Origin of the sequence: Rhodococcus sp. IEGM 1305 (assembly GCF_030058635.1) — a bacterium.
Lineage (GTDB): Bacteria > Actinomycetota > Actinomycetes > Mycobacteriales > Mycobacteriaceae > Rhodococcus_F > Rhodococcus_F opacus_D.
The window spans coordinates 58,028-81,119 of the sequence record NZ_JASHKX010000029.1; the positions used below are offsets into that span (position 1 = coordinate 58,028).

The window sequence follows — 23,092 nt, forward strand, 5'->3', positions numbered from 1 at the left end:
CGACCGTAGCGGTCAGTTGCCGTGCACGGTGACATAACCGGTCGCGCGGCCGTGGGTGTCGAGTTCCCACCCCATCCGCTTCCGGGACCGGAGCGTCACCGACGAGTCGATGATCTCGAGGCTGGGGGCCCGGCTCTCCAGCCACTCCTGCACCCGCAACAGGTCGGGCAGCGAAGGCACCCACATGCTGACGAGGAAGTTCGCGGGCCCGGTGAGCGACATGCACAACCTCAGTTCGGGCCGGGCGTTGACGATCTCGACGACTTCCCGGTGTGCACGCACGGGCAGGCGGCACCACCACGTGACGGTGATGGGCCACCGCGTCGCGTCCTGGGCCACGTCGCAGCGCAGCACCACGGCCCGGGAGCGCAGCAACCCCGCCAGCTGCCTGCGAATCGACGACGCGGGCCGGTCGATGACCGAGGCGATCTCGCGCGCGGATGCCCGGCCGTTCCGGGTGAGTTCGCGGACGAGCGCGCGGGCGACCTCGTCGGTCAGGCTTTCCGGCCGAGCCGATCCGGACTGCGGAGGGGTGTTCTCCAGTGCGGCGATCGCGGCGGACTGTGCCGTGTCCAGGGAATCGAGGCGCCAGCGGCTGCCCTCCGCGTGGAGTGCGGTGCACGTGTGGGTCCGGGTCGAATTGACGCTCGGGTGGCGGGGCAATTCCTCGAGCACCAGGTCCGACAATTCGTGCAGGGATCCCGTCTGCACCGTCAGGATGAGGTCCCGCCCGCGCGCCGCATGTTCGATCGACGCCACCCGCGGGTCCCGGGTGAGCGCCTCGACCAGTGCCTTCGTGCCGCTGAGATCGCACGTCACCTCGATCATGGCGGTGAACGCACCGGCGCCCGTCATCGGCGCGGGGTACGCGGTGATCCAGGCCAGTCCGCGTTCGGTGATCGACTCCCACCGCCTCGCCAGCGTCGCGGACGTCGTCCGCAGGATCGGGGCGAGCTCGGACCACGTCGCGCGCGGACGAATCTGCAGTGCATGAATGAGCGAAAGCTCGGATTCTGTCAGCGTTTCGCTCATAAAACCTTCCCTCAATCGGCACAGATGATCGTTTTCGACGATCTCGGCGGTCCGTCGCTGCGCGGATCACAGCATATGACCACCGACGCATTCGGTCGAGAAAGTGACCACCGACATAAGGGAGAGCAATGAATCTCGTGGACGACGCCCGCGCCCTCCAGGGCGACCTCGTGCAGTTGCGTCGCGTACTGCACCGCGAACCGGAGGTCGGACTGAACCTGCCGCGCACGCAGGAACGTGTCCTCGAGGCGTTGACCGGCCTGCCGCTCGAGATCTCGACGGGAACGAACACGACGTCGGTGACCGCGGTGCTTCGCGGCGGCAGGCGGTCGGTCGACGCCGCGCAGACGGTGCTGCTGCGCGCCGACATGGACGGACTCCCGGTCACCGAACAGACCGGACTCGACTTCGCGGCACAGAACGGCGCCATGCACGGGTGCGGGCACGACCTGCACACCGCCGCGCTGGTCGGCGCCGCGCAATTGCTCAGCCGTCATCGCGACCAGTTGGCGGGCGACGTCGTCCTGATGTTCCAGCCCGGTGAGGAGGGGTGGGACGGCGCCAAGGTGATGGTGGACGAGGGTGTCCTCGACGTCGCCGGCCGCCGCGCCGACACCGCCTACGGCATGCACGTCTTCTCCTGCCAGAAGCCGCAGGGGCGATTCTTCTCCAAGGCGGGGACGCTGCTCGCGGCGTCGTACAAGCTGACGGTCACGGTGCGCGGGGCGGGTGGACACGGATCGTCCCCGTCGACCGCCCGGGATCCGATCACCGCGATGGCCGAGATGATCACGTCGCTGCAGACGATGATCACCCGGACGTTCGACGTGTTCGACCCCGTCGTGGTGACGGTCGCGAACGTGCAGGCCGGGTCGCGGCACAACATCATCCCCGACGATGCGCGGTTCGAAGCGACGGTCCGGTGCTACTCGCCCGCCACGTATGAGAAAGTGCCGGCGGCGCTGCGCCGGGTGCTCGAGGGGGTGGCGTCCGCGCAACGGGTCGAGGTCGACGTCACCGTGGCCCCGGAGTTCCCGATGACGATCAACGACGTCGACGAGGTCGCGTTCGGTGCCGAAGTGGTCAGCGACCTCATGGGCGAGGACCGATACGAGACGGTCACGCACCCGATGGCCGGGTCCGAGGACTTCTCCTACGTCCTGCAGGAAGTGCCCGGTGCGTTCATCGGACTGGGCGCGTGCATGCCCGGCGCCGATCCCGCTGCCGCTCCCATGAACCATTCGCCCCGAGCGCAATTCGACGACGCGGTGCTCGCCGACGCCGCCGCCATCTACGCCGGACTGGCCGTTCGACGGCTGGACAAGGCCCGGTCCGACAATGCTGCTGTGGCGGCGGGGAGCGACGCACGATGACCGAGATCGCCACCGAGAGCGGGACCGTGAACACCGTCCAGCAGAGATCCGAGCGCTGGGAGAAGGCCCGCGCGATCGTCGGCGTGGGCACGGGCAACGGGATCGAGTACTTCGACTGGACCGTCTACGCGACGTTCGCCGCGTTCTTCGCCCCGCAGTTCTTCCACACCGGCTCCGCGGTCTCCGACCTGCTCGCGTCGTTCGGCGTCTTCGCCGTCGGATTCGTCGCCAGGCCGTTCGGCGGTCTGCTGTTCGGCTGGCTGTCGGATCGGCGGGGACGCAAGCTGTCGATGACGCTCGCCGTCGGACTGGCCGCGGTCGGCAGCCTGATCATCGGTCTGACCCCGACCCATCAGACGATCGGTGTCGCGGCGGCGGTGGTCCTCGTCGTGGCGCGCCTCGCGCAGGGCGTCGCGCACGGCGGTGAATTGCCCTCCGCGCAGACCTACATCGTCGAATTCGCGCCGACGGCCCGGCGTGGACTGTGGTCGAGTCTCATCTACATCTCCAACACCACCGGAGTCGTCGTCGGCACGCTTCTCGGCGCACTGCTCACGACGACGCTGAGTTCGGAGCAGATGGCCGACTGGGGGTGGCGGGTGCCGTTCCTGCTGGGCGGCGTGCTCGGGCTGTTCGTGCTGTGGATGCGGTCCCGGATGAAGGAGACCGAAGTCTACGAGGAGTCGGGTGACGAGACGGCGAAGCAGTCGATGTGGCAGCTGTTCCTGGCGCACCGGCGGCAGGTGTTCCAGATCCTGTTCTTCACGGTCGGCGGCACCGTCGTCTACTACGTGTGGGCCGTGTCGGCGCCGGCGTACGCGATCACCGTCCGGGGCATCGATCCGTCCGGCGCTTTGTGGGCGGGGGTCGGCGCGAACCTCGTACTGATTGCGTCGCTGCCGTTCTGGGGTGCGTTGTCGGATCGGATCGGACGCAAACCGGTGCTGTACATCGGCAACGTCGGTATCGCTGCCCTGCTGTTCCCGCTCAACGCCATGATCGGGCACAGCGCGGTCACGCTGTTCATCGCGATGGCGATCGCCCTGTTCGTGATGGGCGCGATCCTGTCCGTGATGCCCGCGATGATGGCCGAACTGTTCCCGACCGGATTACGTGCCGCCGGTGTCGGAGTGCCGTACTCGATCGGTGTGGCAGCGTTCGGCGGGACGGCCGCATACGTCCAGACGTTCTTCGCCGACCGCGGTACGCCGGAACTGTTCGAGTGGTACGCGCTCGCGCTGGTCGCGGTCTCGATCGCCGCACTGTTCACGATCCCGGAGACCCGGGGACGGGATCTCGCGTCCCAGACGTAGCGCACGTGAGTGGCAAAGTGTGCTCCCGCACGCTTTGCCACTCACGTGCGGGGGAGGCTCTATCTTGAAGCGGTGAAGACACACTCGGTACGTATGGCGCGAGCCGCGGCAAGTGTCGCGATCGCATCTCTGACGGTGGGCGGCACCTGCCTCGCCTCCCCGGCCGCGTTCGCCGACGAGGCCGAACGCGGGCCGGGGAGCGTCGTGGAGGTCGAGCCGCTACCGGCCGACCTCTGGATCCCCGGCACTGCCGACGCGCAGCGAATCACCTACTGGTCGATCGGGTCCGACGGGAGCCCCGCACTCAGCAGCGGCGCCGTGTACGTGCCACCGGGGGACGCGCCCGACGGGGGATGGCCGGTGGTCGCGTGGGCACACGGCACGTCCGGGCTCGCGGACGACTGTGCTCCCTCGCTCGTCGGTCCCGCGCTTCCCGAGCGTGACTACCCGTACCTCGGACGCTGGCTCGAGCAGGGATATGCCGTCGTCTCCACCGATTACGTCGGCCTCGGCACACCCGGTGTGATGCCGTACCTCGACGGAAAGGTCGAGGCGCACAGCGTCGTCGACTCGGTGAAGGCCGCCCGCGCCGTCGACGAGTCCCTGTCGAACAAGTGGGTGGTGGTCGGCCAGTCGCAGGGTGGCGGTGCCGCGATCACCACCGCCCGCTACGCCACCGAGTACGGCGGCGAGACGCTCGACTACCGCGGGGCCGTGGGAACGGGTGTGCCCGCGAACATCGAGTTGACACTGCTGCCGCTGGGCCCGGGGGTGCCGCCCACGGCGATCCCCGCCGGCCTCACGTCGTACCTGTTCTACATCCTCGCGGGACTGCGGTCGGCGCACCCCGAGATCGACCTCGACTCGTATCTCACCCCGCTCGGCGCCCGGTACGTGGACGCCGCGGAGCAGCTGTGCGTCAACGACCTCCACGACGCCGCGGAGGGTGTGGTGGTCGGCGACCTGTTCAGCAAGCCGCTGAACCAGATCCCGAACTTCCATGGGCTGCTCGTGGACTACATGGGCGTCCCGACGAGTGGGTACGACCGTCCCCTGTTCATCGGGCAGGGGCTCGCCGACATCGACGTGCCCGCGCCCTCGGCGTTCTCGCTGGTCGCGGCACTGACCGCCAACGGTGAGCCGGTCACGTTCAAGACGTATCCGACCGACCACAGCGGCACTCTCGTCGATTCGCAGGCCGACACCATCCCGTTCGTCCGGGGGTTGTTCGACTGAGTGAACGAGGCACTGTCCAGATTCCGGACAGTTGCTCGCCGCGCCCACAGGCACTATGGCGTGGGTCACACTGGGTGGGTACGTTCGGGTGTGAGTCGTGCACCGGTGCACGACCCGACCCGCGCGCGGCAAGGAGTCGAGGTTGGAGTTTGGCGGCATGACCGGGCACGCGGCGATGCGGCCGGAGATCGCGTTGTCCTGGAAGCGTTCGGCGCTCAGCGGCCTGGAACCGAGTTCGACGCCGACCGGTGACCCCTGCTCCGACCTGGACAACTCCAGCCGGCTGCTGCAGGCGGCCCGGCCCGTCCTCGACGAGATGGAACAGCAGATCCAGGGCACCGGATTCTGTGTCCTGCTCGCCGACCGCGACTGCCGCATCGTCGCCCGGCTCTTCGACGGCCCCCGACTCGAGCGCCTGATCGACGGCGCCGGGGCGGTGCTGGGTTCGCGGTTCGGCGAGGACTGCGTCGGGACCACCGCGCTGGGGACGCCGATGGAGGTCCGGCGTGGAGTCGTGATCCACGGCGAGGAGCACTACCTCGAGCGGTTCAAGGACCTCAGCTGTTACGGACACCCGATCGTCCACCCGGTGACGCGCCGCGTCGAGGGCATCCTCGACATGACGGGCGTCGCGTCGCGCGCCAACCCGCTGTTCGCCCCGTTCCTGGCCCGCGCGGCCGGGGACATCGAACGACGGCTGCTCGAAGGGTCCCGGGTGTCTCAGCAGCGGCTCGTGGACGCGTTCCAGCGGGTGTCGCCGCAGAATCAGATGGCGGTCACCGCGATCGGCGAGGACATCCTGCTCAGCAATCGGGTGGCGCTCGACCTGCTCCAGGTGTCCGATCACGCGACGCTGCGAGGGCTTGCCGCGGACCTGCGTCCGGAGCAGTCGAAGACGGTGCGCATCCAACTGTCCTCGGGCGAACCGGCGTTGGTCCGCGCCGACCGCGTGGCGGGCACGGACGGCGGGGCCGTGTTCGTCGTCCGACCGGACCGCCGGACCAGCACCCCCATCCGGCGCGGCAAGTCCCCGTCGAGTTCCGTCGTCGAACGCAGCAGGTCGGAGTTGTCGCGGCTGCGGGAGACCCGGGATCCGGTGGTGATCAGCGGAGAACCGGGAACCGGCAGGACGACGGCGGTTCGTGATCTGGCCGGCGACCGGTCGCTCGTATGTATGGACGCCGCCGCCATCGCCCTCGACGGCGCCGACGCGTGGATCGACCGACTTCTCACGCTGGCGGCCGGACCCTCCGCGGTCCTGGTGATCGAGGAAGTGCAACTGCTACCCGAGTCGATGCTGCCGCTGGTCGTGAAGATGCTGGCGGCCGACGCGGGGCCACGCATCGTGATGACGAGTTCCCCTCTGGGTGACCTGCCGCCGGGCGTGGCGGGTCTGGTGGGCCGCTGCCCCGGACAAGTGGTGCTTCCGCCGTTGCGACAACGCAGCCGCGAATTCGCCGACATCGCGCAGGGGATCCTCGATTCGGTCGATCCCGGTCTCCGGCTCACCGCGAGCGCGCTCGACGCTCTGATCGCCCGCGACTGGCCGGGCAACATCGCGGAACTGTCCGTGGTGCTGAAGGCCGCTGCGGGCAGGCGCAGCAGCGCGAACATCGCTGTCGTGGATCTACCTGACCAGTATCGGACGCCGACACGGGTGTCCCGGTTGGCAGGTCGTGAGCGCGCCGAACGGCAGGCCATTGTCGACGCACTGCAGGAATGCGGCGGCAACAAGGTGCATGCCGCGGCCGCACTGGGCATCAGCCGCAGCACGCTCTACGTCCGGATCCGAGCTCTCGATATCACCGTCTAGCTGCAGTTTCATCCACCGATCCGCGACCGTCCGGAGGTGTCCGAAGTCAGGACAGTTAGTGATATGGCAACCAGTGCACTATGAGCCACGTCACATTCACAACTTCGGAGGTTTTGATGACAGCGACGATCGAACCCAGCCAAGCGGAACTCTTGCCGTCGGTACGGAACTTTCTGTCCGGCACCAAGCGATTCCTCGTCGGAGGGCAGTGGGTGGAATCGGCGAGCGGTGAGACGTTCGAGACGATCGACCCGGCCACCGGGCAGGTGCTGACCACCGTCGCGCGCGGCGGCGCCGAAGACGTAGACCGTGCGGTCCGGGCCGCTCGCACGGCATTCGACGAAGGCCCGTGGGCCACCATGAAGCCCAACGAGCGGGAACGGCTGATCTGGCGGGTCGGCGACATCCTCTCCGAGCGCGCCGAGGAATTCGGCCAGCTGGAGGCGCTGGACAACGGCAAGTCGGCGGGCATCGCCGCGGCAGTCGACGTCGCCTGGTCGGCCGACATCTTCCGCTACTTCGCGGGCTGGGCCACCAAGATCGAGGGCAGCACGGTCAACGTGAGCATGCCGTTCGTCCCCGGTGGCCAGTTCCATGCGTACACGCTGCGTGAACCCGTCGGCGTCTGCGGTCTGATCGTTCCCTGGAACTTCCCGTTGCTGATGGCCGCATTCAAGCTGGCCCCCGCGCTCGCCGCCGGCAACACGGTGATCCTCAAGCCCGCGGAGCAGACCCCGCTCACCGCGATCCTGCTCGGTGAGGTGTTCGAGGAGGCCGGCTTCCCGCCCGGCGTCGTCAACATCGTCACCGGCTACGGCGATGCCGGCGCGGCACTGTCGGCCCACGGCGACGTCGACAAGATCGCGTTCACCGGCTCCACCGAGGTCGGGAAGAAGATCGTCGACGCCGCTAGGGGCAACCTCAAGAAGGTGTCGCTCGAACTCGGCGGCAAGAGCGCCAACGTCGTGTTCGCGGACGCCGACTTCGACGCCGCCGTCACCGGATCGCTCAACGCCTGGCTGTTCAACCACGGCCAGTGCTGCGTCGCAGGCACCCGGATGTTCGTCGAGGACAGCATCTTCGACGACTTCACCGCAGCGGTCGCCGAGGCCGCCAGCCAGGTCAAGATCGGCCCCGGACTCGACCCCACCACCCAGCTCGGACCGCTGGTGTCGCAGGAGCAGTTCGACAAGGTCACCGGCTACCTGGCCGCCGGACTCGCCGACGGCGCCCGCGCCCTCACCGGCGGAAAGCGCTGGGGCGACACCGGCTTCTACGTCGAGCCGACGGTGTTCGTGGACGTGAAACCTGAGTTCAGCATCGTGGAGGAGGAGATCTTCGGCCCCGTCGTCGCAGCGCTCCCGTTCAACGCAGAGGAGGGAGTCGCGAAGGCGGCGAACAGCAGCATCTACGGCCTCGCCGCCGGAATCTGGACCAAGGACCTGTCCAAGGCGCACCTCACGGCCCGTCAGCTCAAGGCCGGTTCGGTGTGGATCAACCAGTACAACGGGTTCGACACCGCCATGCCGTTCGGCGGATACAAGCAGTCCGGTTGGGGACGTGAGCTCGGGGCGACCGCCATCGATCTCTACACCCAGACCAAAGCCGTCAACATCGCACTCTGACCGTCACTCAACGAGGAGAAGACATGAAGACCAAAGCAGCGGTTCTGTTCGAAACGCACAAGCCGTTCGAAATCGTGGAACTCGAGCTCGACGGTCCGGGCCCCGGCGAAGTGCTCATCAAGTATGTGGCGGCAGGCCTGTGCCACTCGGACCTGCACCTCACCGACGGCGATCTGCCACCGCGTTTCCCCATCGTCGGCGGGCACGAGGGTTCCGGCATCATCGAGGAAGTCGGCCCCGGCGTCACCAAGGTGAAGCCCGGCGACCACGTGGTCTGCAGCTTCATCCCGAACTGCGGCACGTGTCGGTACTGTGCCACCGGCCGCCAGAACCTGTGTGACATGGGCGCCACCATCCTCGAGGGTTCGATGCCCGACGGCTCGTTCCGGTTCCACTCGGGCAAGCAGGATTTCGGTGCCATGTGCATGCTCGGCACGTTCGCGGAGCGCGCCACCATCTCGCAGCACTCGGTGGTGAAGGTGGACGACTGGCTTCCGCTGGAGACCGCCGTCCTCGTCGGCTGCGGTGTGCCGTCCGGTTGGGGCACCGCGGTGTACGCCGGCGGAGTTCGCGCCGGTGACACCGTCGTCATCTACGGCATCGGCGGTCTTGGCATCAACGCCGTGCAGGGCGCGGTCAGCGCCGGCGCCAAGTACGTCGTGGTGGTGGATCCGGTGGCCATGAAGCGGGAGGCCGCGCTGAAGTTCGGTGCCACCCACGCGTTCGCGGACGCCGCGACCGCGGCGGAGAAGGTCAACGAACTGACCTGGGGGCAGGGCGCCGATCAGGCCCTCATCCTGGTTGGCACCGTCGACGAAGAGGTGGTGCAGAACGCGACCGCCGTCATCGGCAAGGGCGGCACCGTCGTCATCACCGGCCTCGCCGACCCGGCGAAGCTCACGGTGCACATCTCGGGAACCGACCTGACCCTGAACCAGAAGACGATCAAGGGTTCGCTGTTCGGCTCGGCCAACCCGCAGTACGACATCGTCCGCCTGCTGCGCCTGTACGACGCGGGTCAGCTCAAGCTCGACGAGCTGATCACCACCAAGTACACGCTCGAGCAGGTGAACGAGGGCTACCAGGATCTGCGGGACGGAAAGAACCTGCGTGGCGTGATCGTCCACGAGCAGTAGGCGGCTTCGCCGCCCGTGCGCCTTTCTGGTTGTGCTAGCTACCAGAAAGGCGCACGGGCGCGGAGCGCCACACGTCGGCGAGCAGGTCGTATGTCTTCAGCCAGGACTCGGTGTTCTCGGCATGGGAGGCGACGATCAGCTCGTCGGCCTGCGCGTGCTCGGCGAACTCGTCGAGGTACGTCTTGACCTCGGTCGGCGTTCCGACGGCGGAGTAGCGCACCATCTGCGCGACCTGCTGACCCGCCGGGGACGTCATGATGAGGTCGACCTCCTCGGGGGTGAATTTCTGCCCCCGACCGACCATCTGCACCACCCGCCGCCGCAGGGACGCTTCGAACTGCCGGTGCGCGTCCTCGGTGGTGTCCGCGGCGATGGCGTTGACGCCGGCGATCACGTACGGCTCGGACAGATCCTCGGACGGCTCGAACCGCTCCCGGTACAGCGTGACGGCATCGACGAGCGAGTCGGGGGAGAAGTGCGACGCGTTGGCGTAGGGGAGTCCGAGCTTCGCGGCGAGCTGTGCGCCGAACGTCGAGGACCCGAGAATGTAGAGGGGAACGTTGGTGCCCTTGCCGGGGATCGCGTCGACGCCGGGAACCCGTGACACACCGCGGAGGTATGCCTGGAGTTCCAGCACGTCCTGCGGGAAGCGGTCCGCGGACGCCGGGTCGCGGCGCAGCGCATACATCGTCTTCTGATCACTGCCGGGGGCGCGTCCGAGTCCGAGGTCGATGCGACCGGGGTGCAGTGTCTCGAGGGTGCCGAACTGCTCCGCAATCGTCAGCGGCGCGTGGTTCGGCAGCATGATGCCGCCGGCGCCGAGCCGGATGCTCTCGGTGTGCGCGGCGACGTGCGCGATGAGGACGCTCGTCGCGGATGAGCCGATCGACGGCATGTTGTGGTGCTCCGCGTACCAGATGCGGCGGTACCCGCGGGTCTCCGCGAGTTGTGCGAGCTTCACGCTCGCATCGAAACTGTCCCGCGCCGTGTCGCCCTCGCGGATGTAGGCCAGATCGAGAATCGACAGAACAGCGCTCACGGGATTCGTCACCTTTCGTCACCAAGAACAGGCGCGAGAGGCTAGCCTCGCGCACTACCTCTGGGTCCAACCGCAGAGGTAGTGCGCGTATTCCTGGCTGCCGGAACGGTCAGGCGTCGACCAGGGGACGCAACGTGCGCCCGGTGAGTTCGACGATGCCGGGTTCGTGCCCGTTGGCGACGAGGTTGAGGACGATGCCGTCGATTCCCGCGTCGAGGACACGGGTCTTCAGCTGTTCGGCCACCTCGTCGGGGGCACCGCAGAACTGCCGGTCGGTGGCGGCGGCGCGTTCCTCGTCCGACGCCGTCGACAGGTCGACGCCCTGCGTGAGCAGGAAGTCGTGCTGAAGCTGCCGGGCGCGGTCGCCGTCCTCGTCGATGATGACGAAGGCCAGGTAACTGGTCTCCAGCGTGGACCGGTCGCGACCGATCTCCGAGCACCGGGTATCGAGAGCCTCGAGCTTGCGCGGCAGTTCGCGGGCGTTGCAGATGATGTTCAGGTGGTCCGCGAACCGGGCGGCGAGACCGAACGTCTTCTTCTCTCCGCCACCTCCCAGCATGATCGGCAGGTCGTCGCGGATCCGCGGCTCGTTGATCGCGTTCTCGACGTGATACCACTTGCCGTCGAACGTCGGACGTTCGCCGTGCAGCATCGGCGCGATGATCTGCAGTGCCTCGTCGAGCCGTTCGAATCGGTCGGTGAACGTGCCGAACTCGTAGCCGTACTGCGTGTGCTCGAGTTCGAACCAGCCGGCGCCGATTCCGAGGACGGCCCGACCGCCGCTGGCGACGTCCAGGGTGGTCACCGCCTTGGCAAGCATGGGCGGGTTGCGGTAGGTGTTGCCGGTGACCAGCGCGGACAGCTGGATGTTGTCGGTGGCCGTGGCGAGGGCGCCGAGGGCGGTGTACGCCTCGAGCATCGGTTCGTCGGGCGCACCGATGCCCGGCAGTTGATAGAAGTGGTCCATCACGAATGCGGTGTCGAAGCCCGCGGATTCGGCCTCGCGGGCCTGCGCGATGACGGTCGGGAACAGGTCCGCGACGGGAGTGGAGTAACTGAAATTCGGCATCTGGTATCCAAGGCGAATAGTCACCCGTTCGACGCTACTCGGGTGGCGGCGCGGGCACCTCCCCGAATTCGGAGGGTAGGCGGGTACGCACCCTGGGGTGCCTGGTGAAGGCGGTGCGGGGCGAGGAGGCTGATGGTTGGTGCCATAGCAGTCGCCGATCCGACATCCGCGACGACTCTGCGCAGTGGGGTGGTGGAGTGCAGAGCGCAGCCTGAGGGGGAAAGATGAATTTCGATTTCGATTCGCAGCAGCAATCCGGCGGCACGGCGTGCGCTTGCCCGGAAAGGCCCGCGCCCGTCCGGCCCGACGTCGCCATCGTGGAACGCCCGCTCGGGCGCCCGGCGCGAGCGGCCGTGGGCGCCTTCCCGCTGACCGCGGCGCAGCGATCCATCTGGTTCGCGCAACAGCTCACGCCGGAGATCCCGTACGTCATCGCCCACTACGTCGATCTGCGTGGTCCGGCCGACCTTGCCGTTCTGTCTGAAGCCACCCGGCGCGCGAATCGCGAATTCGGCTGGGGAGCGGTGCGCCTGGTGGACATCGACGGGCAGCCGCATCAGGTCGTGGACCCAACCGTCGACGACCGGGTGCCCACCACCGACCTTCGCGGCGAGGGCGATCCCGTGGACGCTGCCCACCGCTGGATGCGGAATGACCGGAGCGCTCGCACCGACATGTACGACGGACCGCTCCTCGTCTCGCGCATTCTGCAGCTGGGCGACGATCACTACTACTGGTACTCCCGCGCTCACCACATCGTGTCGGACGGGTACGCCGCGATGATGCTGATGAGCCGCACGGCCGAACTGTATGTCACCGCCATCGAGGGCAGGGAGCCGCCGGACAGCCGGATCGTGGGGCCCGAACGTCTCGTGCGGGAGGACGCGACCTACCGTGCCTCGACCCGGTTCGCCCGGGACCGCGACTACTGGCGCGAATCCGGCGGCGACCTGACTTCGGTCCTCAGCCTCAGCGGTCGCACGGCGCGACCGGACATCGACGCCGGGACGGCGACCGGGCACCCGAGCCCGAGCAAGAGCTCACGGAATTCGACGGCGGTGACGGTCGCCGCCTTCGCCTCCTACCTCGCCAGGATGACCGGCGTCGACGACGTGGTCCTGTCGCTTCCGGTGTCGGCGAGAACGACGGCCCGCCTCAGGTATTCGGGCGGTTCGGTCTCCAATGTGATTCCGTTGCGGCTGAAGGGAATCGGCTCTGCCACCGTCCGTCAGGCGGTCGGAACCGCCGAGGCGGCGTTGACAGCGGCACTGCGGCATCAACGCTACCGCCGCGAGGACATCGGCCGGGACCTCGCCACGGGCGGTGTCGAACTCCTGCATTTCGGTCCGGTGGTCAACGTCATGATGTTCACGAAGGAGATCACGCTCGGCGCCGTGAACGGGACGGTCCGGGTACTCACCACCGGTCCCGTCGCGGACCTCGCCGTCAACATCTATCCGGGGGCAGAGGGCAGCGCCGCCCGCATCGACTTCGAGGGAAATCCGGCACTGTACGACCACGCCGAACTGACCGGACATCATGCGCGTTTCCTCGCCTACCTCGACAGGTTCACCGCATCGATCGAATCGGAACGACCGGTCGCCGACCTCGACGTCTTCCTCGCCGGCGAGCGCGGAGAATTCGCTCCCGCGCAGGGACTTCCGGATGCCGACCCGATCACACTCGACCGTCTCCTCGCGGGGACCGTCGCCGACCACCCGAAGGCGATCGCGATCCGCGATCGCGGACGCGAACTGTCCTACGGTGACCTGGACCGGCTCGCCGGCCGGCTCGCCCGGCTCCTGACCGGCCGGGGCATCGGACCCGAGAGCATCGTCGCGGTCTCCATCCCGCGGTCGCTCGAGTCGGTGCTGGCGTTGTGGGCCGTCGCGAAGGCCGGCGCCGCATACGTTCCGATCGATCCCTCGCACCCGAGCGCTCGCATCGCGTACGCCCTGGACGATTGCGGTGCGACAGTCGGGCTGACCGTCCGCTCGGAGCGCGCCCGACTGCCCGGCACCGTCGCATGGCTGACCACGGATATCGACGAACTCGAAAACCTCTGTGAGGAAACCCTCCCCGGTGCGGAACGGACCCGTCCGCTGCTCGTGGACCATCCCGCGTATCTGATCTACACGTCCGGGTCGACGGGAGCGCCGAAGGGCGTCGTCGTCACCCATCGCGGTCTGGCCAACCTCGCCCAGGAGATTCGGGACAAGTACGCGGTGTCCGCGCGTTCTCGTGTCCTGCATTTCGCCTCGCCGAGCTTCGACACCGCGCTCGTCGAAGTGCTCGCGGCCTGCGTCGGCGGCGCGACGCTCGTCGTGACCCCGCCCGGGGTGTTCGGCGGTGAGGAACTGTCACGACTGTTGCGCGACGAACACGTCACCCACCTCCTGACGACGCCGTCCGCCCTGGCCGCCGTCGACTCCTGCGTCATGGACGAACTGGAGTTGGTGCTGGTCGGAGGGGAAGCGTGTCCGCAGGAACTGGCGCGGCGGTGGGCCGGTGGCCGGACCATGCGGAACGCGTACGGTCCGACGGAGACGACGTGCAGCGTCACTCTCACGGATCCTCTGTCACCGGACGAGCGGATGACGATCGGCTCGCTCATGCGCGGCGTGGACGCGGTGGTTCTGGATCACCGTCTACGTCCGCTTCCGCCGGGCGCTGTCGGAGAGCTCTACCTCGCCACCCCGGCACTCGCCCGGGGTTACCATCGGCGCCCCGGGCTGACCGCGTCCCGGTTCGTCGCCGACCCGTTCGGTCGCAGCGGCTCCCGGATGTTCCGCACCGGCGACGTGGTGCGCTGGACGGCGGCAGGAACGCTCGAGTTCCTGGACAGGGCGGACGACCAGATCAAGATCCGAGGTATCCGTGTCGAGCTGGGCGAGATCAATGCCGCGCTGAACACGCATCCGGGCGTCGCGTTCGCCGCGACGGTGGTGCAACGGAATTCGGCCGGAGATCCGACCCTGGTGTCCTACATCATGGCCGACGGGGACGCGTTCATCGATCGCGAAATGTTGAAGGCGCACCTGGCACGATTCCTGCCCGACTACATGGTTCCGAAATCGATCATGCTCGTGAACTCGATCCCGTTGACGCCGACGGGGAAGCTCGACCGGGCGGCGCTCCCGCTGCCGGAGTTCGGCTCGGATTCGGTGCCTCATCGTGACCCGGAGACCCCGGCCGAACGCCGCGTCGCACGGGTGTTCGCCGCGGTACTCGGCGTGGATTCGGTCGGCGCCGACGATTCCTTCTTCGATCTCAGCGGCGATTCGCTGTCGGCCATCCGGGTGGTCGCGACGATCAACGCCGAGCTGGGCACCACGCTGGGCGTGCGCGAACTCTTCGATGCACCGACGGTCGCGGCACTCGCACGGACGATCGCGGACACCGGCGCACGCCCGCAGAACGCGGGGCGGTCCGGCGAACCGAAATTGGGCGTCGCACCACTGCCGGACCGGGTGCCGCTGTCCCCGTCGCAGTACTTCATCGACCGCACCAAAGGGGAACGAGCTCTCCACAACATCCCGTTCACGGTACGAGTACGCGGTGCATTCGACGTCGAGGTGCTGCGCTCGGCGATGGCGGATGTGCTGGGCCGACACCGCTCGCTGCGGACGGTGTTTCCCGACTCGCCGTCGGGGCCGTACCAGCGTGTGCTCGACGTGGCCGATGCGTTGCCCGACCTGACTCCGGTGGAGACCGGCGCCGCGGACGTGAAAGCGCAGACGTCGGAGCTGCTGTCCGCGGGATTCGACGTGCGGCGCGAGCCTCCTCTGCGCGCCCGGCTGTTCCGGCTCGGCGACGGCGACCACCTTCTGGCCTGCGTCGTCCACCACATCGCCGCCGACGGCTGGTCGCTCGCGCCGTTGGCACGAGATCTCGCCGACTCCTACCGTGCCCGGGCGAACGGCAGTGAGCCCGCATGGGAGCCTCCGGTCGTGCACTACGCCGACTACACGGTGTGGCGCCGGGCACTGCTCGGTGACGAGGCCGACCCGGACAGTGTCGCGTCCCGGCAGATCGCCCACTGGACGAAGGAGCTGTCGGGACTTCGGGGGGAGCTCGCGCTGCCCACCGATCGCCCCAGGCCGCGCCGGTGGACCTACCGAGCGGGGCGACTTCCGTTCTCCCTCGACGAGCATGCGCACCGAGGCCTGCTGGCCACCGCGCACGAGCACCACGCCAGCCTGTTCACCGCGCTCAGGTCGGCGGTGGCGGTCCTGCTCGCCCGCGTCAGCGGCGACCCCGACATCGCGATCGGAACTCCGATCGCGGGCCGGGGAGACCCGGCGCTCGACGACGTGGTGGGGATGTTCGTCAACACGCTGGTTCTGCGCACCCGGGTGGACCCGACAATGACGCTGTGCGACATCGTCGATCGGTCACGCGGCGTGGAGCTTCGGGCTCTGGCAAATGCCGACGTGCAGTTCGAGCGACTCGTCCAGGTGCTCGACCCGCCGAGGTCGCCGTCCCTGCACCCGCTGTTCCAGGTTGCGCTGTCGCTGAACAACTTCGCTCCCGCTGCCCTGAACGTGTCCGGGCTCGACTTCGAGGTCACACCCCGTCCACTCGACATCGCCAAGTGCGATCTGCACTTCCACTTCACGGAACGTCACGACGTCGACGGGAGGCCCGCCGGAATCGATGCCGAACTGGTGTATTCCGCCGACCTCTACGACGCGTCCACCGCACAGGGTTTCGTCGACACGCTGCACACCATCGTCGACCCGATCGGTAGGTGACCCCGCGGAATCGACGTGGTAGAGATAGCTCATGAGCGGCATCCGGAGATCTGGTCGGGCAGCGGCGCTCGTTGCGGTCTTCCTCGCCATGGCCGCCTGCTCCGACCAGACGGGCACCGCAGTGAGCGAGCCGCCGACAACGACGACCGTCACCGCCGCGGACACGCCCGGCACCGAGGCGACCACGCCCGCGGGCCTGCCCTACACGGAGACCGAGCTCCAGGTCACGGGTTCCACCGGCCGCGTCGGCTACGACGTCCTCATCCCGCAGATCGAGGGTGGAAATCCGGCGGTCACCGCCGAGTTCAACGAATCGATGCGCGCCGCACTCCAGGACCAGATCGACGGCTGGGGCACCGACGCCTTCACGCTGAGCAGCCAGGAGCACAGCGTCGCGCACATCGGCGAGCACGTGATCAGCGGGCTGCTGGTGACGTCGTGGAACGCCGACCCACCCGGTGCGCATCCGACACCGATCGTCGCGACGGTGGTGGTGAATGCCGACACCGCCGCGCCGATCACGCTCGGTGATCTCTTCCCCGACCTGCCGGCGGGACTGCAGACGCTGTCGGACGAATCCGCGCGCCTGCTCCCCGCGACGGTCGCGGGAGCGGACTTCGAGCGCAGCGGCATCGAGCCGACCGAGGCGAACTTCGCGAACTGGCTGGCCACCCCGGCAGGCATGGAGATCCATTTCAACGACTACCAGGTGGGGCCGCACGCCATCGGACTCGTCACCGTCACCGTGCCGTGGGACGCCCTGGCCGACGTGATCGACCCCGCTCTCGCTCCCGTCGTGTCCAGTTAGGCGCTGCCCGACCGCTCACCGGGAACGAACCTGTGGCTGCCCGGTGCCGCGACCTACCGTCCCAGACAGGCCTTTGCTGCCGAATGTGTCTGTCGAATGGGAGAGGAGCGCGCCCGTGAGTGCACGCACCGAAGTTGATGCTCGTGCGAATCGGATCGGCGACGTGGACGCGGTTGTCGTCGGCGCGGGATTCGCGGGACTGTACGCCGTCCACAAGTTGCGGAGCCTGGGTCTGACCGTCCAGGGCGTGGAGGCGGCGGGAGGCGTCGGCGGAACGTGGTTCTGGAACCGCTATCCCGGCGCCCGGTGCGACGTGGAAAGCGTCGACTATTCGTACTCGTTCTCGCGGGAACTCGAGCAGGAGTGGGACTGGAGCGAGAAGTACGCCACCCAGCCCGAGATCCTGGCGTACATCAATCACGTCGCGGACCGGTTCGACCTGCGCGACCGTTTCCTGTTCGGCACCCGGGTGACCTCCGCGGAACTGGACGAGGAGTCGCTCCGGTGGGAGGTGCGCACCGACCGCGGCGACGTCCTGTCCGCCCGGTACTGCATCTTCGCGACCGGCGCGCTGTCCACCGCGAACATGCCGAACATCGCCGGCCGTGAATCGTTCACCGGGGACACACATCACACCGGACAGTGGCCGCACGAGGGTGTCAACTTCACCGGCAGACGGGTCGGGATCATCGGCACCGGTTCCTCGGGAATTCAGTCGATTCCCCTCATCGCCGAGCAGGCCGAGCACCTGTACGTGTTCCAGCGCAGCGCCAACTACAGCGTCCCGGCGGGCAACCAGACGTGGGACGACGAGATGCGGCGCGCGATCAAGGCGGGATACGACGAGCGCCGACGGCTGTCCCGGGAGAGCGGTGGCGGCTCGCCGTACAACGCACATCCGAAGTCGGCGCTGGAGGTCTCCGACGAGGCACGTCGCGAGGCCTACGAGACGCGATGGAAGCTCGGCGGGGTGCTGTTCGCGAAAACCTTTCCGGACCAGACGAAGACCGAGGCCGCGAACGCGACGGCACGCCAGTTCGCCGAGGAGAAGATCCGCCTGCTCGTCGACGACCCCGCCGTCGCGGACAAGCTGATCCCGAACGATCACCCCATCGGGACCAAGCGGATCGTCACCGACACCCACTATTTCGAAACGTACAACCGGCCGAACGTCACCCTGGTGGATCTGAAGGCGGCGCCGATCGAAGCGATCACCCCGTCGGGGATCACCACCGCCGACGCCGACTACGCCCTCGACACGCTGGTGTTCGCCACCGGATTCGATGCCATGACCGGCGCCCTCGACCGCATGCGGATCGTCGGGCGCGACGGTGTGTCGCTTTCCGAGTACTGGAGTGAGGGGCCGAAAACCTATCTCGGTCTGGGTGTTCCGGGGTTCCCGAACCTGTTCGTCGTGACGGGGCCGGGAAGTCCGTCGGTGCTGGCGAACATGGTGCTCGGCGCCGAACAGCACGTCGACTGGATCGCGGACTGCATCGAGCACCTGTGGGAGAAGGACCACGACGCGATCGAGGCGTCCGTCCCCGCCACCGAGCAGTGGGTGGAGCACTGCCGTGAGCTCGCCGCGCAGACCCTGTTCCCGTTGGCGAACTCCTGGTACATGGGTGCCAACATTCCGGGCAAGCCCCGCGTGTTCATGCCGTACCTCGGGGGCTTCGGCGCGTACGGGCGGATCTGCGCGGACGTCGCGGAGGAGGGGTTCCGCGGTTTCGAGTTCAGCCGTTCCCGGACGAGGCTGGCCGACCCGGTGGGATAGTTTCCCAGACATTGGTCAGCCGCGCAGACAATTGCCTGCGCGGCTGACCAATTCGTGGGAGAACGAGGTCGAGATCAGTCGGGGAGTGCGTACGTGGCCCACGCCTGCGCGAGCACGTCACCACCCTGCGTGCACGTGACGGTGACGTCCGCCATGCGTGTGCCGTCCTGGACGTACGTCTGCTGCAGCGACGCGGAGAAGTCCGCTGCGGACGGCACGGCCCGCCGGATGCGGGTGCGGAACCTGCGGAGAGTCCCGGGGAACTGCTCGGCGCAGTAGCGCTCCAGCAGGTCCACCGACCGGTCGTCGGACGTCGGAGTTCCGGTGAAGCTGTTCGTCCAGAACTCGAAGACCAGCTGCTCGTCGCGGTTGCGGAAGCGGACGAGCAGGTCGTGGTCGCCCACCCTCCGGACCTGCGGGGACAGGGCGTCGTCCGACGTCCGGTGCGGTCGCAGCAGGAGGAAATCGTGCTCGACGGCCGCTCCCGGCTCGGGTGCGACGACCACCCCGCTCGGGACGGCGTCGGCGCAGAGCCGGCGAACCTCCGCTGTGTACCGCTGCGAAGAGATGAGTGCGGCCATCGTTCCTCCCAATTTCCGGGTATGTGATCCGCACGGTAGTCGCCGCGGCCCGTAAACGGGGGGTGTGGTCCCTGTGATCGGGACGCCGAACTTCCGCTCTGAGGCGTGGATGCGAAAGCCTCTCGCTGAGTGGGAGAGTCGGGTACCGCAGCCGACCGCGTGCGTCGACTATGAGCTACACCACACCCCGAGGGTGTTCTTGACGTACAGCGAGGCGGAGGTAGACATGGCGCGCAACAGTGCCGTTGACGGCGACGAAGTCCGGATGATCGAAGTGGGATCGGCACCAACGCGTTTCGCGCGGGGGTGGCATTGCCTGGGTCTGGCGAAGACCTTCAGGGACGGCGCCCCGCATCAGGTCGATGCGTTCGGCACGTCGCTGGTGGTGTTCGAGACGTCCGACGGGACTCTCAGCGTGCTCGACGCCTACTGCCGTCACATGGGTGGCAACCTGGCGCACGGCACCGTGAAGGGCGATTCCATCGCGTGCCCGTTCCACGACTGGCGCTGGGGCGGCAACGGCAAGTGCACGGGAATCCCGTATGCGCGACGCGTTCCGCCGCTGGCGCGGACCCGGGCCTGGACGACCATCGAGCGCAACGGGCAGCTCTACGTCTGGAACGACCCGCAGGGCAACCCGCCGCCCGCCGACGTGACGATTCCCGAGATCGAGGGATTCGGCTCCCCGGAATGGACCGACTGGACCTGGAATTCGCTGCTCGTCGAGGGCTCGCACTGCCGCGAGATCGTCGACAACGTGGTCGACATGGCGCACTTCTACTACGTCCACTTCTCGTTCCCGCGATACTTCAAGAACGTCTTCGAAGGGCACGTCGCCACCCAGTACATGCAGTCGACGCCCCGCCACGACATCTCGGTGGGCACCAGCTACGACGACCCCAATTCGACGCTGCGTTCGGACGCGTCGTACTTCGGCCCGTCCTACATGATCGACAAGCTGTGGAGCGAAGCGAACGGCATGATGATCGAGACGGTGCTCATCAACTGCCACTACCCGGTTACCGCGAATTCGTTCGTCCTGCAGTGGGGCGCCATGGTGAAGAAGCCCGAGGGGCTGTCCGACGACGTGGCGAATGGCATGGCGGCGCAGTTCGCCGAGGGCGTGGAACTCGGGTTCAAGCAGGACGTCGACATCTGGCTCAACAAGTCGCGCATCGACAACCCGCTGCTGTCGGAGGAGGACGGGCCTGTGTACCAGCTGCGTCGCTGGTACCAGCAGTTCTACGTGGACGTCGAAGACATCACCGACGACATGACCAAGCGCTTCGAATTCGAGATCGACACCACCAGGGCGGTGCAGAGCTGGGAGGCGGAAGTCGCCGACAACCTCGCCAACGGCGTCGTTCCGCTCGACACCAACGCCTGAGCCGGCTCCGAGAAGAAGGACACGACAGATGACCCACGAGGTTCTCGACAACATCATGGCGATCGCGGATCAGCTCCGCGATCAAGCGCCCGAGGCCGAGCGGATCGGCCGGCTGCCCGACGACACGGCGAAGAAGCTCCGCGAGGCCGGGCCGATCAAGCTGCTCCAGCCCGGCAAGTACGGCGGCTACGAGGCTCATCCGCGCGAGTTCGCGGAGACGGTCATGGCCGCCGCGTCCCTCGACCCGGCCACGGGCTGGGTGTGCGGCATCGTCGGCGTGCACCCCTGGCAGCTGGCGTTCGCCGACCCGAAGGTGCAGGACGAGGTGTGGGCGGCCGACAACGACACGTGGATGGCCTCGCCGTACGCGCCGACCGGGATCGCGACCCCGGTCGACGGCGGCTACCTCTTCAGCGGACGCTGGCAGTTCTCGTCGGGAACCGATCACTGCGACTGGATCTTCCTCGGCGCGATGCTCGGCGACAAGGGCGGCGCGATGGCCCTGCCGCCGAAGATGCTGCACATGATCCTGCCGCGCAGCGACTACGAGATCGTCGAGGACTCGTGGAACGTCGTCGGCCTCAAGGGCACCGGTTCCAAGGACATCATCGTCCGGAACGCGTTCGTCCCCGACTACCGGGTGATGGACGCCGACGAGGTCATGAACGGCACCGCGGTGCAGAAGTTCGGGCGCACCGAGACGCTGTACAACATGCCGTGGTCGACGATGTTCCCGCTCGGAATCTCCTCCGCCGTGGTGGGGATCGCCGAGGGCGCCTTGGCCGCTCACCTCGACTACCAGCGCGACCGCGTCGGCGCGCAGGGCACCGCGATCAAGGACGACCCCTACGTGCTGTTCGCGGTCGGCGAGGCCGCGGCCGACATCAATGCCGCCCGCCAGGAACTCCTCGCCAACGTCGACAGGATCTGGGACCTCGTCGAGTCGGGCAGGGAGGTCACGTTCGAGGACCGCGCGGCCGGGCGCCGGACGCAGGTGCGTGCCGCGTGGCGTGCGGTCACAGCCGTCGACCAGATCTTCGCCCGCTCCGGCGGCAACGCGCTGCGCATGGACAAGCCGCTGCAGCGGTACTGGCGGGACGCGCACGCCGGCCTGGCGCACGCCATCCACGTCCCGAGCACCGTCTACCACGCCTCCGCGCTCAGCTCGCTCGGCCTCGACCCGGCCGACAACCTCAAGTCGATGATCTGACCGCCGTCGGACCTCGAAAACAGCAGAAGGACAACACATGACAGATATCAAGGGGCTTGGCTACGTCAAGATCCAGACCAACGACCTGGAGCGGTGGCGCACGTTCGCGTTCGACGTGCTCGGATTCGCCGAGGGATCGGGCCCGGACGAGGACGCCCTGTACCTCCGCATGGACGAGCGCGCGGCCCGCATCGTGATCGTGCCGGGCGAGACGGACGAAGTCGTCACCATCGGGTGGGAGGTCCGCGATCATGCAGGTCTGGTCCGCGTCCAGGAGGCGGTCGAGGGCGCCGGGATCGCCGTCAAACCGCTGTCGGTGGAAGAGGCCGACGCCCGCCGCGTCGAAGAGGTCGTCACGTTCCAGGATCCGACCGGTGCGACGATCGAGGTCTTCCACGGCGCCGTCCTCGACCACAGCCCGGTGGTCACCCCGTTCGGCGCGAAGTTCGTGACGGGGGCGCAGGGTCTCGGCCACGTGGTGCTGCCGGTGATGGATTTCAGCGGCGCGTTCGACTTCTACACCGAGGTGCTCGGATTCCTGCCCCGCGGCGCCTTCCGCATCCCGGCACCGCCGGAGTTCGGTCCGATGCGGGTGCGCTTCCTGGGTGTCAACGAGCGGCACCACAGCCTCGCGCTGTGCCCGGCACCGCACGGCGGGGCGCCGGGACTGGTGCACATCATGGTGGAGGTCGACACGCTCGACGCCGTCGGCCAGGCGCTCGACCGCGTCGTCAAGGACGGGTTCTCCGTCTCCTCGACCCTCGGCCGCCACACGAACGACAAGATGGTGTCGTTCTACGTGCGTGCCCCCGGCGGCTGGGACATCGAGTTCGGCACCGAGGGCATGAAGGTGGACGAGAAGTACTACTCCGCGGAGGAGATCACCGCGGACAGCTACTGGGGCCACGACTGGTCCGGAAGCGAGCCGCTGGCGGCGAT

Annotated in this window: 16 protein-coding genes; 12 read left to right on the forward strand and 4 right to left on the reverse strand. The window is 67.9% G+C overall.

What is annotated here, in order from left to right:
* Nucleotides 1–12: 12 nt before the first annotated feature.
* Nucleotides 13–1,032, reverse strand: coding sequence for an Lrp/AsnC family transcriptional regulator (locus QM693_RS28420; RefSeq protein ID WP_283353988.1), 1,020 nt, complete (start codon nt 1,030–1,032; stop codon nt 13–15).
* Between the two features lie 128 nt (nt 1,033–1,160).
* On the opposite strand from QM693_RS28420, the gene QM693_RS28425 reads away from it, so the two are divergent.
* The 6 genes from QM693_RS28425 to QM693_RS28450 all read left to right on the forward strand — a co-directional run bounded on the left by QM693_RS28425 (nt 1,161) and on the right by QM693_RS28450 (nt 9,528).
* Nucleotides 1,161–2,405 carry a M20 metallopeptidase family protein gene (locus QM693_RS28425; RefSeq protein ID WP_283353989.1) on the forward strand — a complete coding sequence of 415 codons (1,245 nt, stop codon included), beginning with the start codon at nt 1,161–1,163 and terminating at the stop codon, nt 2,403–2,405.
* The gene (locus QM693_RS28430; protein ID WP_283353990.1) at nt 2,402–3,718 is read left to right on the forward strand and encodes an MFS transporter; all 1,317 of its coding nucleotides are present in this window, start codon (nt 2,402–2,404) and stop codon (nt 3,716–3,718) included. Before QM693_RS28425 ends, QM693_RS28430 begins: the two co-directional genes overlap by 4 nt.
* Before the next feature lie 93 nt (nt 3,719–3,811).
* On the forward strand, nt 3,812–4,954 hold the full coding sequence (locus tag QM693_RS28435) for a lipase family protein (RefSeq protein ID WP_283353999.1): 1,143 nt from the start codon (nt 3,812–3,814) through the stop codon (nt 4,952–4,954).
* A 97-nt stretch (nt 4,955–5,051) separates the two neighbouring features.
* Nucleotides 5,052–6,767 carry a sigma-54-dependent Fis family transcriptional regulator gene (locus QM693_RS28440; RefSeq protein WP_502942681.1) on the forward strand — a complete coding sequence of 572 codons (1,716 nt, stop codon included), beginning with the start codon at nt 5,052–5,054 and terminating at the stop codon, nt 6,765–6,767.
* Between the two features lie 116 nt (nt 6,768–6,883).
* Nucleotides 6,884–8,392 carry an aldehyde dehydrogenase family protein gene (locus QM693_RS28445; RefSeq protein WP_283353992.1) on the forward strand — a complete coding sequence of 503 codons (1,509 nt, stop codon included), beginning with the start codon at nt 6,884–6,886 and terminating at the stop codon, nt 8,390–8,392.
* 23 nt (nt 8,393–8,415) lie between these two features.
* Nucleotides 8,416–9,528: an NDMA-dependent alcohol dehydrogenase gene (locus QM693_RS28450; RefSeq protein ID WP_061041241.1), complete on the forward strand. Its 1,113-nt coding sequence runs from the start codon at nt 8,416–8,418 to the stop codon at nt 9,526–9,528.
* A gap of 34 nt (nt 9,529–9,562) precedes the next feature.
* Here QM693_RS28450 and QM693_RS28455 read toward each other — a convergent pair whose 3' ends face one another.
* Complete coding sequence (locus QM693_RS28455) at nt 9,563–10,567, reverse strand: LLM class flavin-dependent oxidoreductase (protein ID WP_283333736.1); 1,005 nt, start codon at nt 10,565–10,567, stop codon at nt 9,563–9,565.
* A gap of 109 nt (nt 10,568–10,676) precedes the next feature.
* Complete coding sequence (locus QM693_RS28460) at nt 10,677–11,660, reverse strand: LLM class F420-dependent oxidoreductase (protein ID WP_280780554.1); 984 nt, start codon at nt 11,658–11,660, stop codon at nt 10,677–10,679.
* Nucleotides 11,661–11,860: 200 nt separating this feature from the next.
* Between QM693_RS28460 and QM693_RS28465 the strand changes: the two genes are divergently transcribed.
* From QM693_RS28465 to QM693_RS28475, 3 genes are all read left to right on the forward strand, one after another.
* The gene (locus QM693_RS28465) at nt 11,861–16,390 is read left to right on the forward strand and encodes a non-ribosomal peptide synthetase (RefSeq protein ID WP_283353993.1); all 4,530 of its coding nucleotides are present in this window, start codon (nt 11,861–11,863) and stop codon (nt 16,388–16,390) included.
* A gap of 31 nt (nt 16,391–16,421) precedes the next feature.
* Complete coding sequence (locus tag QM693_RS28470) at nt 16,422–17,198, forward strand: RsiV family protein (RefSeq protein ID WP_283333738.1); 777 nt, start codon at nt 16,422–16,424, stop codon at nt 17,196–17,198.
* 154 nt (nt 17,199–17,352) lie between these two features.
* Complete coding sequence (locus tag QM693_RS28475) at nt 17,353–18,975, forward strand: flavin-containing monooxygenase (protein WP_283354000.1); 1,623 nt, start codon at nt 17,353–17,355, stop codon at nt 18,973–18,975.
* Between the two features lie 74 nt (nt 18,976–19,049).
* On the opposite strand, the gene QM693_RS28480 is transcribed toward QM693_RS28475, so the two are convergent.
* The gene (locus QM693_RS28480) at nt 19,050–19,556 is read right to left on the reverse strand and encodes a hypothetical protein (protein WP_283333739.1); all 507 of its coding nucleotides are present in this window, start codon (nt 19,554–19,556) and stop codon (nt 19,050–19,052) included.
* 226 nt (nt 19,557–19,782) lie between these two features.
* Here QM693_RS28480 and QM693_RS28485 point away from each other — a divergent pair, with 226 nt between their 5' ends.
* The 3 genes from QM693_RS28485 to bphC form a co-directional block, all read left to right on the forward strand.
* Entirely contained in the window at nt 19,783–20,943 is a 1,161-nt protein-coding gene (locus QM693_RS28485; RefSeq protein ID WP_283353994.1) for a 3-ketosteroid-9-alpha-monooxygenase, oxygenase component, read from the forward strand.
* Between the two features lie 28 nt (nt 20,944–20,971).
* Nucleotides 20,972–22,153, forward strand: coding sequence for an acyl-CoA dehydrogenase family protein (locus tag QM693_RS28490; protein ID WP_283353995.1), 1,182 nt, complete (start codon nt 20,972–20,974; stop codon nt 22,151–22,153).
* A 37-nt stretch (nt 22,154–22,190) separates the two neighbouring features.
* The coding region (gene bphC, locus QM693_RS28495) for a biphenyl-2,3-diol 1,2-dioxygenase (protein WP_283353996.1) at nt 22,191–23,092 on the forward strand (902 nt) is incomplete at its 3' end.

Excerpts from the sequence above, each read along its gene's own strand:
- QM693_RS28420 (WP_283353988.1), bottom strand. The coding sequence starts at position 1,032 with ATGAGCGAAACGCTGACAGAATCCGAGCTTTCGCTCATTCATGCACTG.
- QM693_RS28445 (WP_283353992.1), top strand. The coding sequence starts at position 6,884 with ATGACAGCGACGATCGAACCCAGCCAAGCGGAACTCTTGCCGTCGGTA.
- QM693_RS28490 (WP_283353995.1), top strand. The coding sequence starts at position 20,972 with ATGACCCACGAGGTTCTCGACAACATCATGGCGATCGCGGATCAGCTC.
- QM693_RS28430 (WP_283353990.1), top strand. The coding sequence starts at position 2,402 with ATGACCGAGATCGCCACCGAGAGCGGGACCGTGAACACCGTCCAGCAG.
- QM693_RS28485 (WP_283353994.1), top strand. The coding sequence starts at position 19,783 with ATGGCGCGCAACAGTGCCGTTGACGGCGACGAAGTCCGGATGATCGAA.
- QM693_RS28435 (WP_283353999.1), top strand. The coding sequence starts at position 3,812 with ATGGCGCGAGCCGCGGCAAGTGTCGCGATCGCATCTCTGACGGTGGGC.
- QM693_RS28465 (WP_283353993.1), top strand. The coding sequence starts at position 11,861 with ATGAATTTCGATTTCGATTCGCAGCAGCAATCCGGCGGCACGGCGTGC.
- QM693_RS28480 (WP_283333739.1), bottom strand. The coding sequence starts at position 19,556 with ATGGCCGCACTCATCTCTTCGCAGCGGTACACAGCGGAGGTTCGCCGG.
- QM693_RS28470 (WP_283333738.1), top strand. The coding sequence starts at position 16,422 with ATGAGCGGCATCCGGAGATCTGGTCGGGCAGCGGCGCTCGTTGCGGTC.
- QM693_RS28450 (WP_061041241.1), top strand. The coding sequence starts at position 8,416 with ATGAAGACCAAAGCAGCGGTTCTGTTCGAAACGCACAAGCCGTTCGAA.
- QM693_RS28425 (WP_283353989.1), top strand. The coding sequence starts at position 1,161 with ATGAATCTCGTGGACGACGCCCGCGCCCTCCAGGGCGACCTCGTGCAG.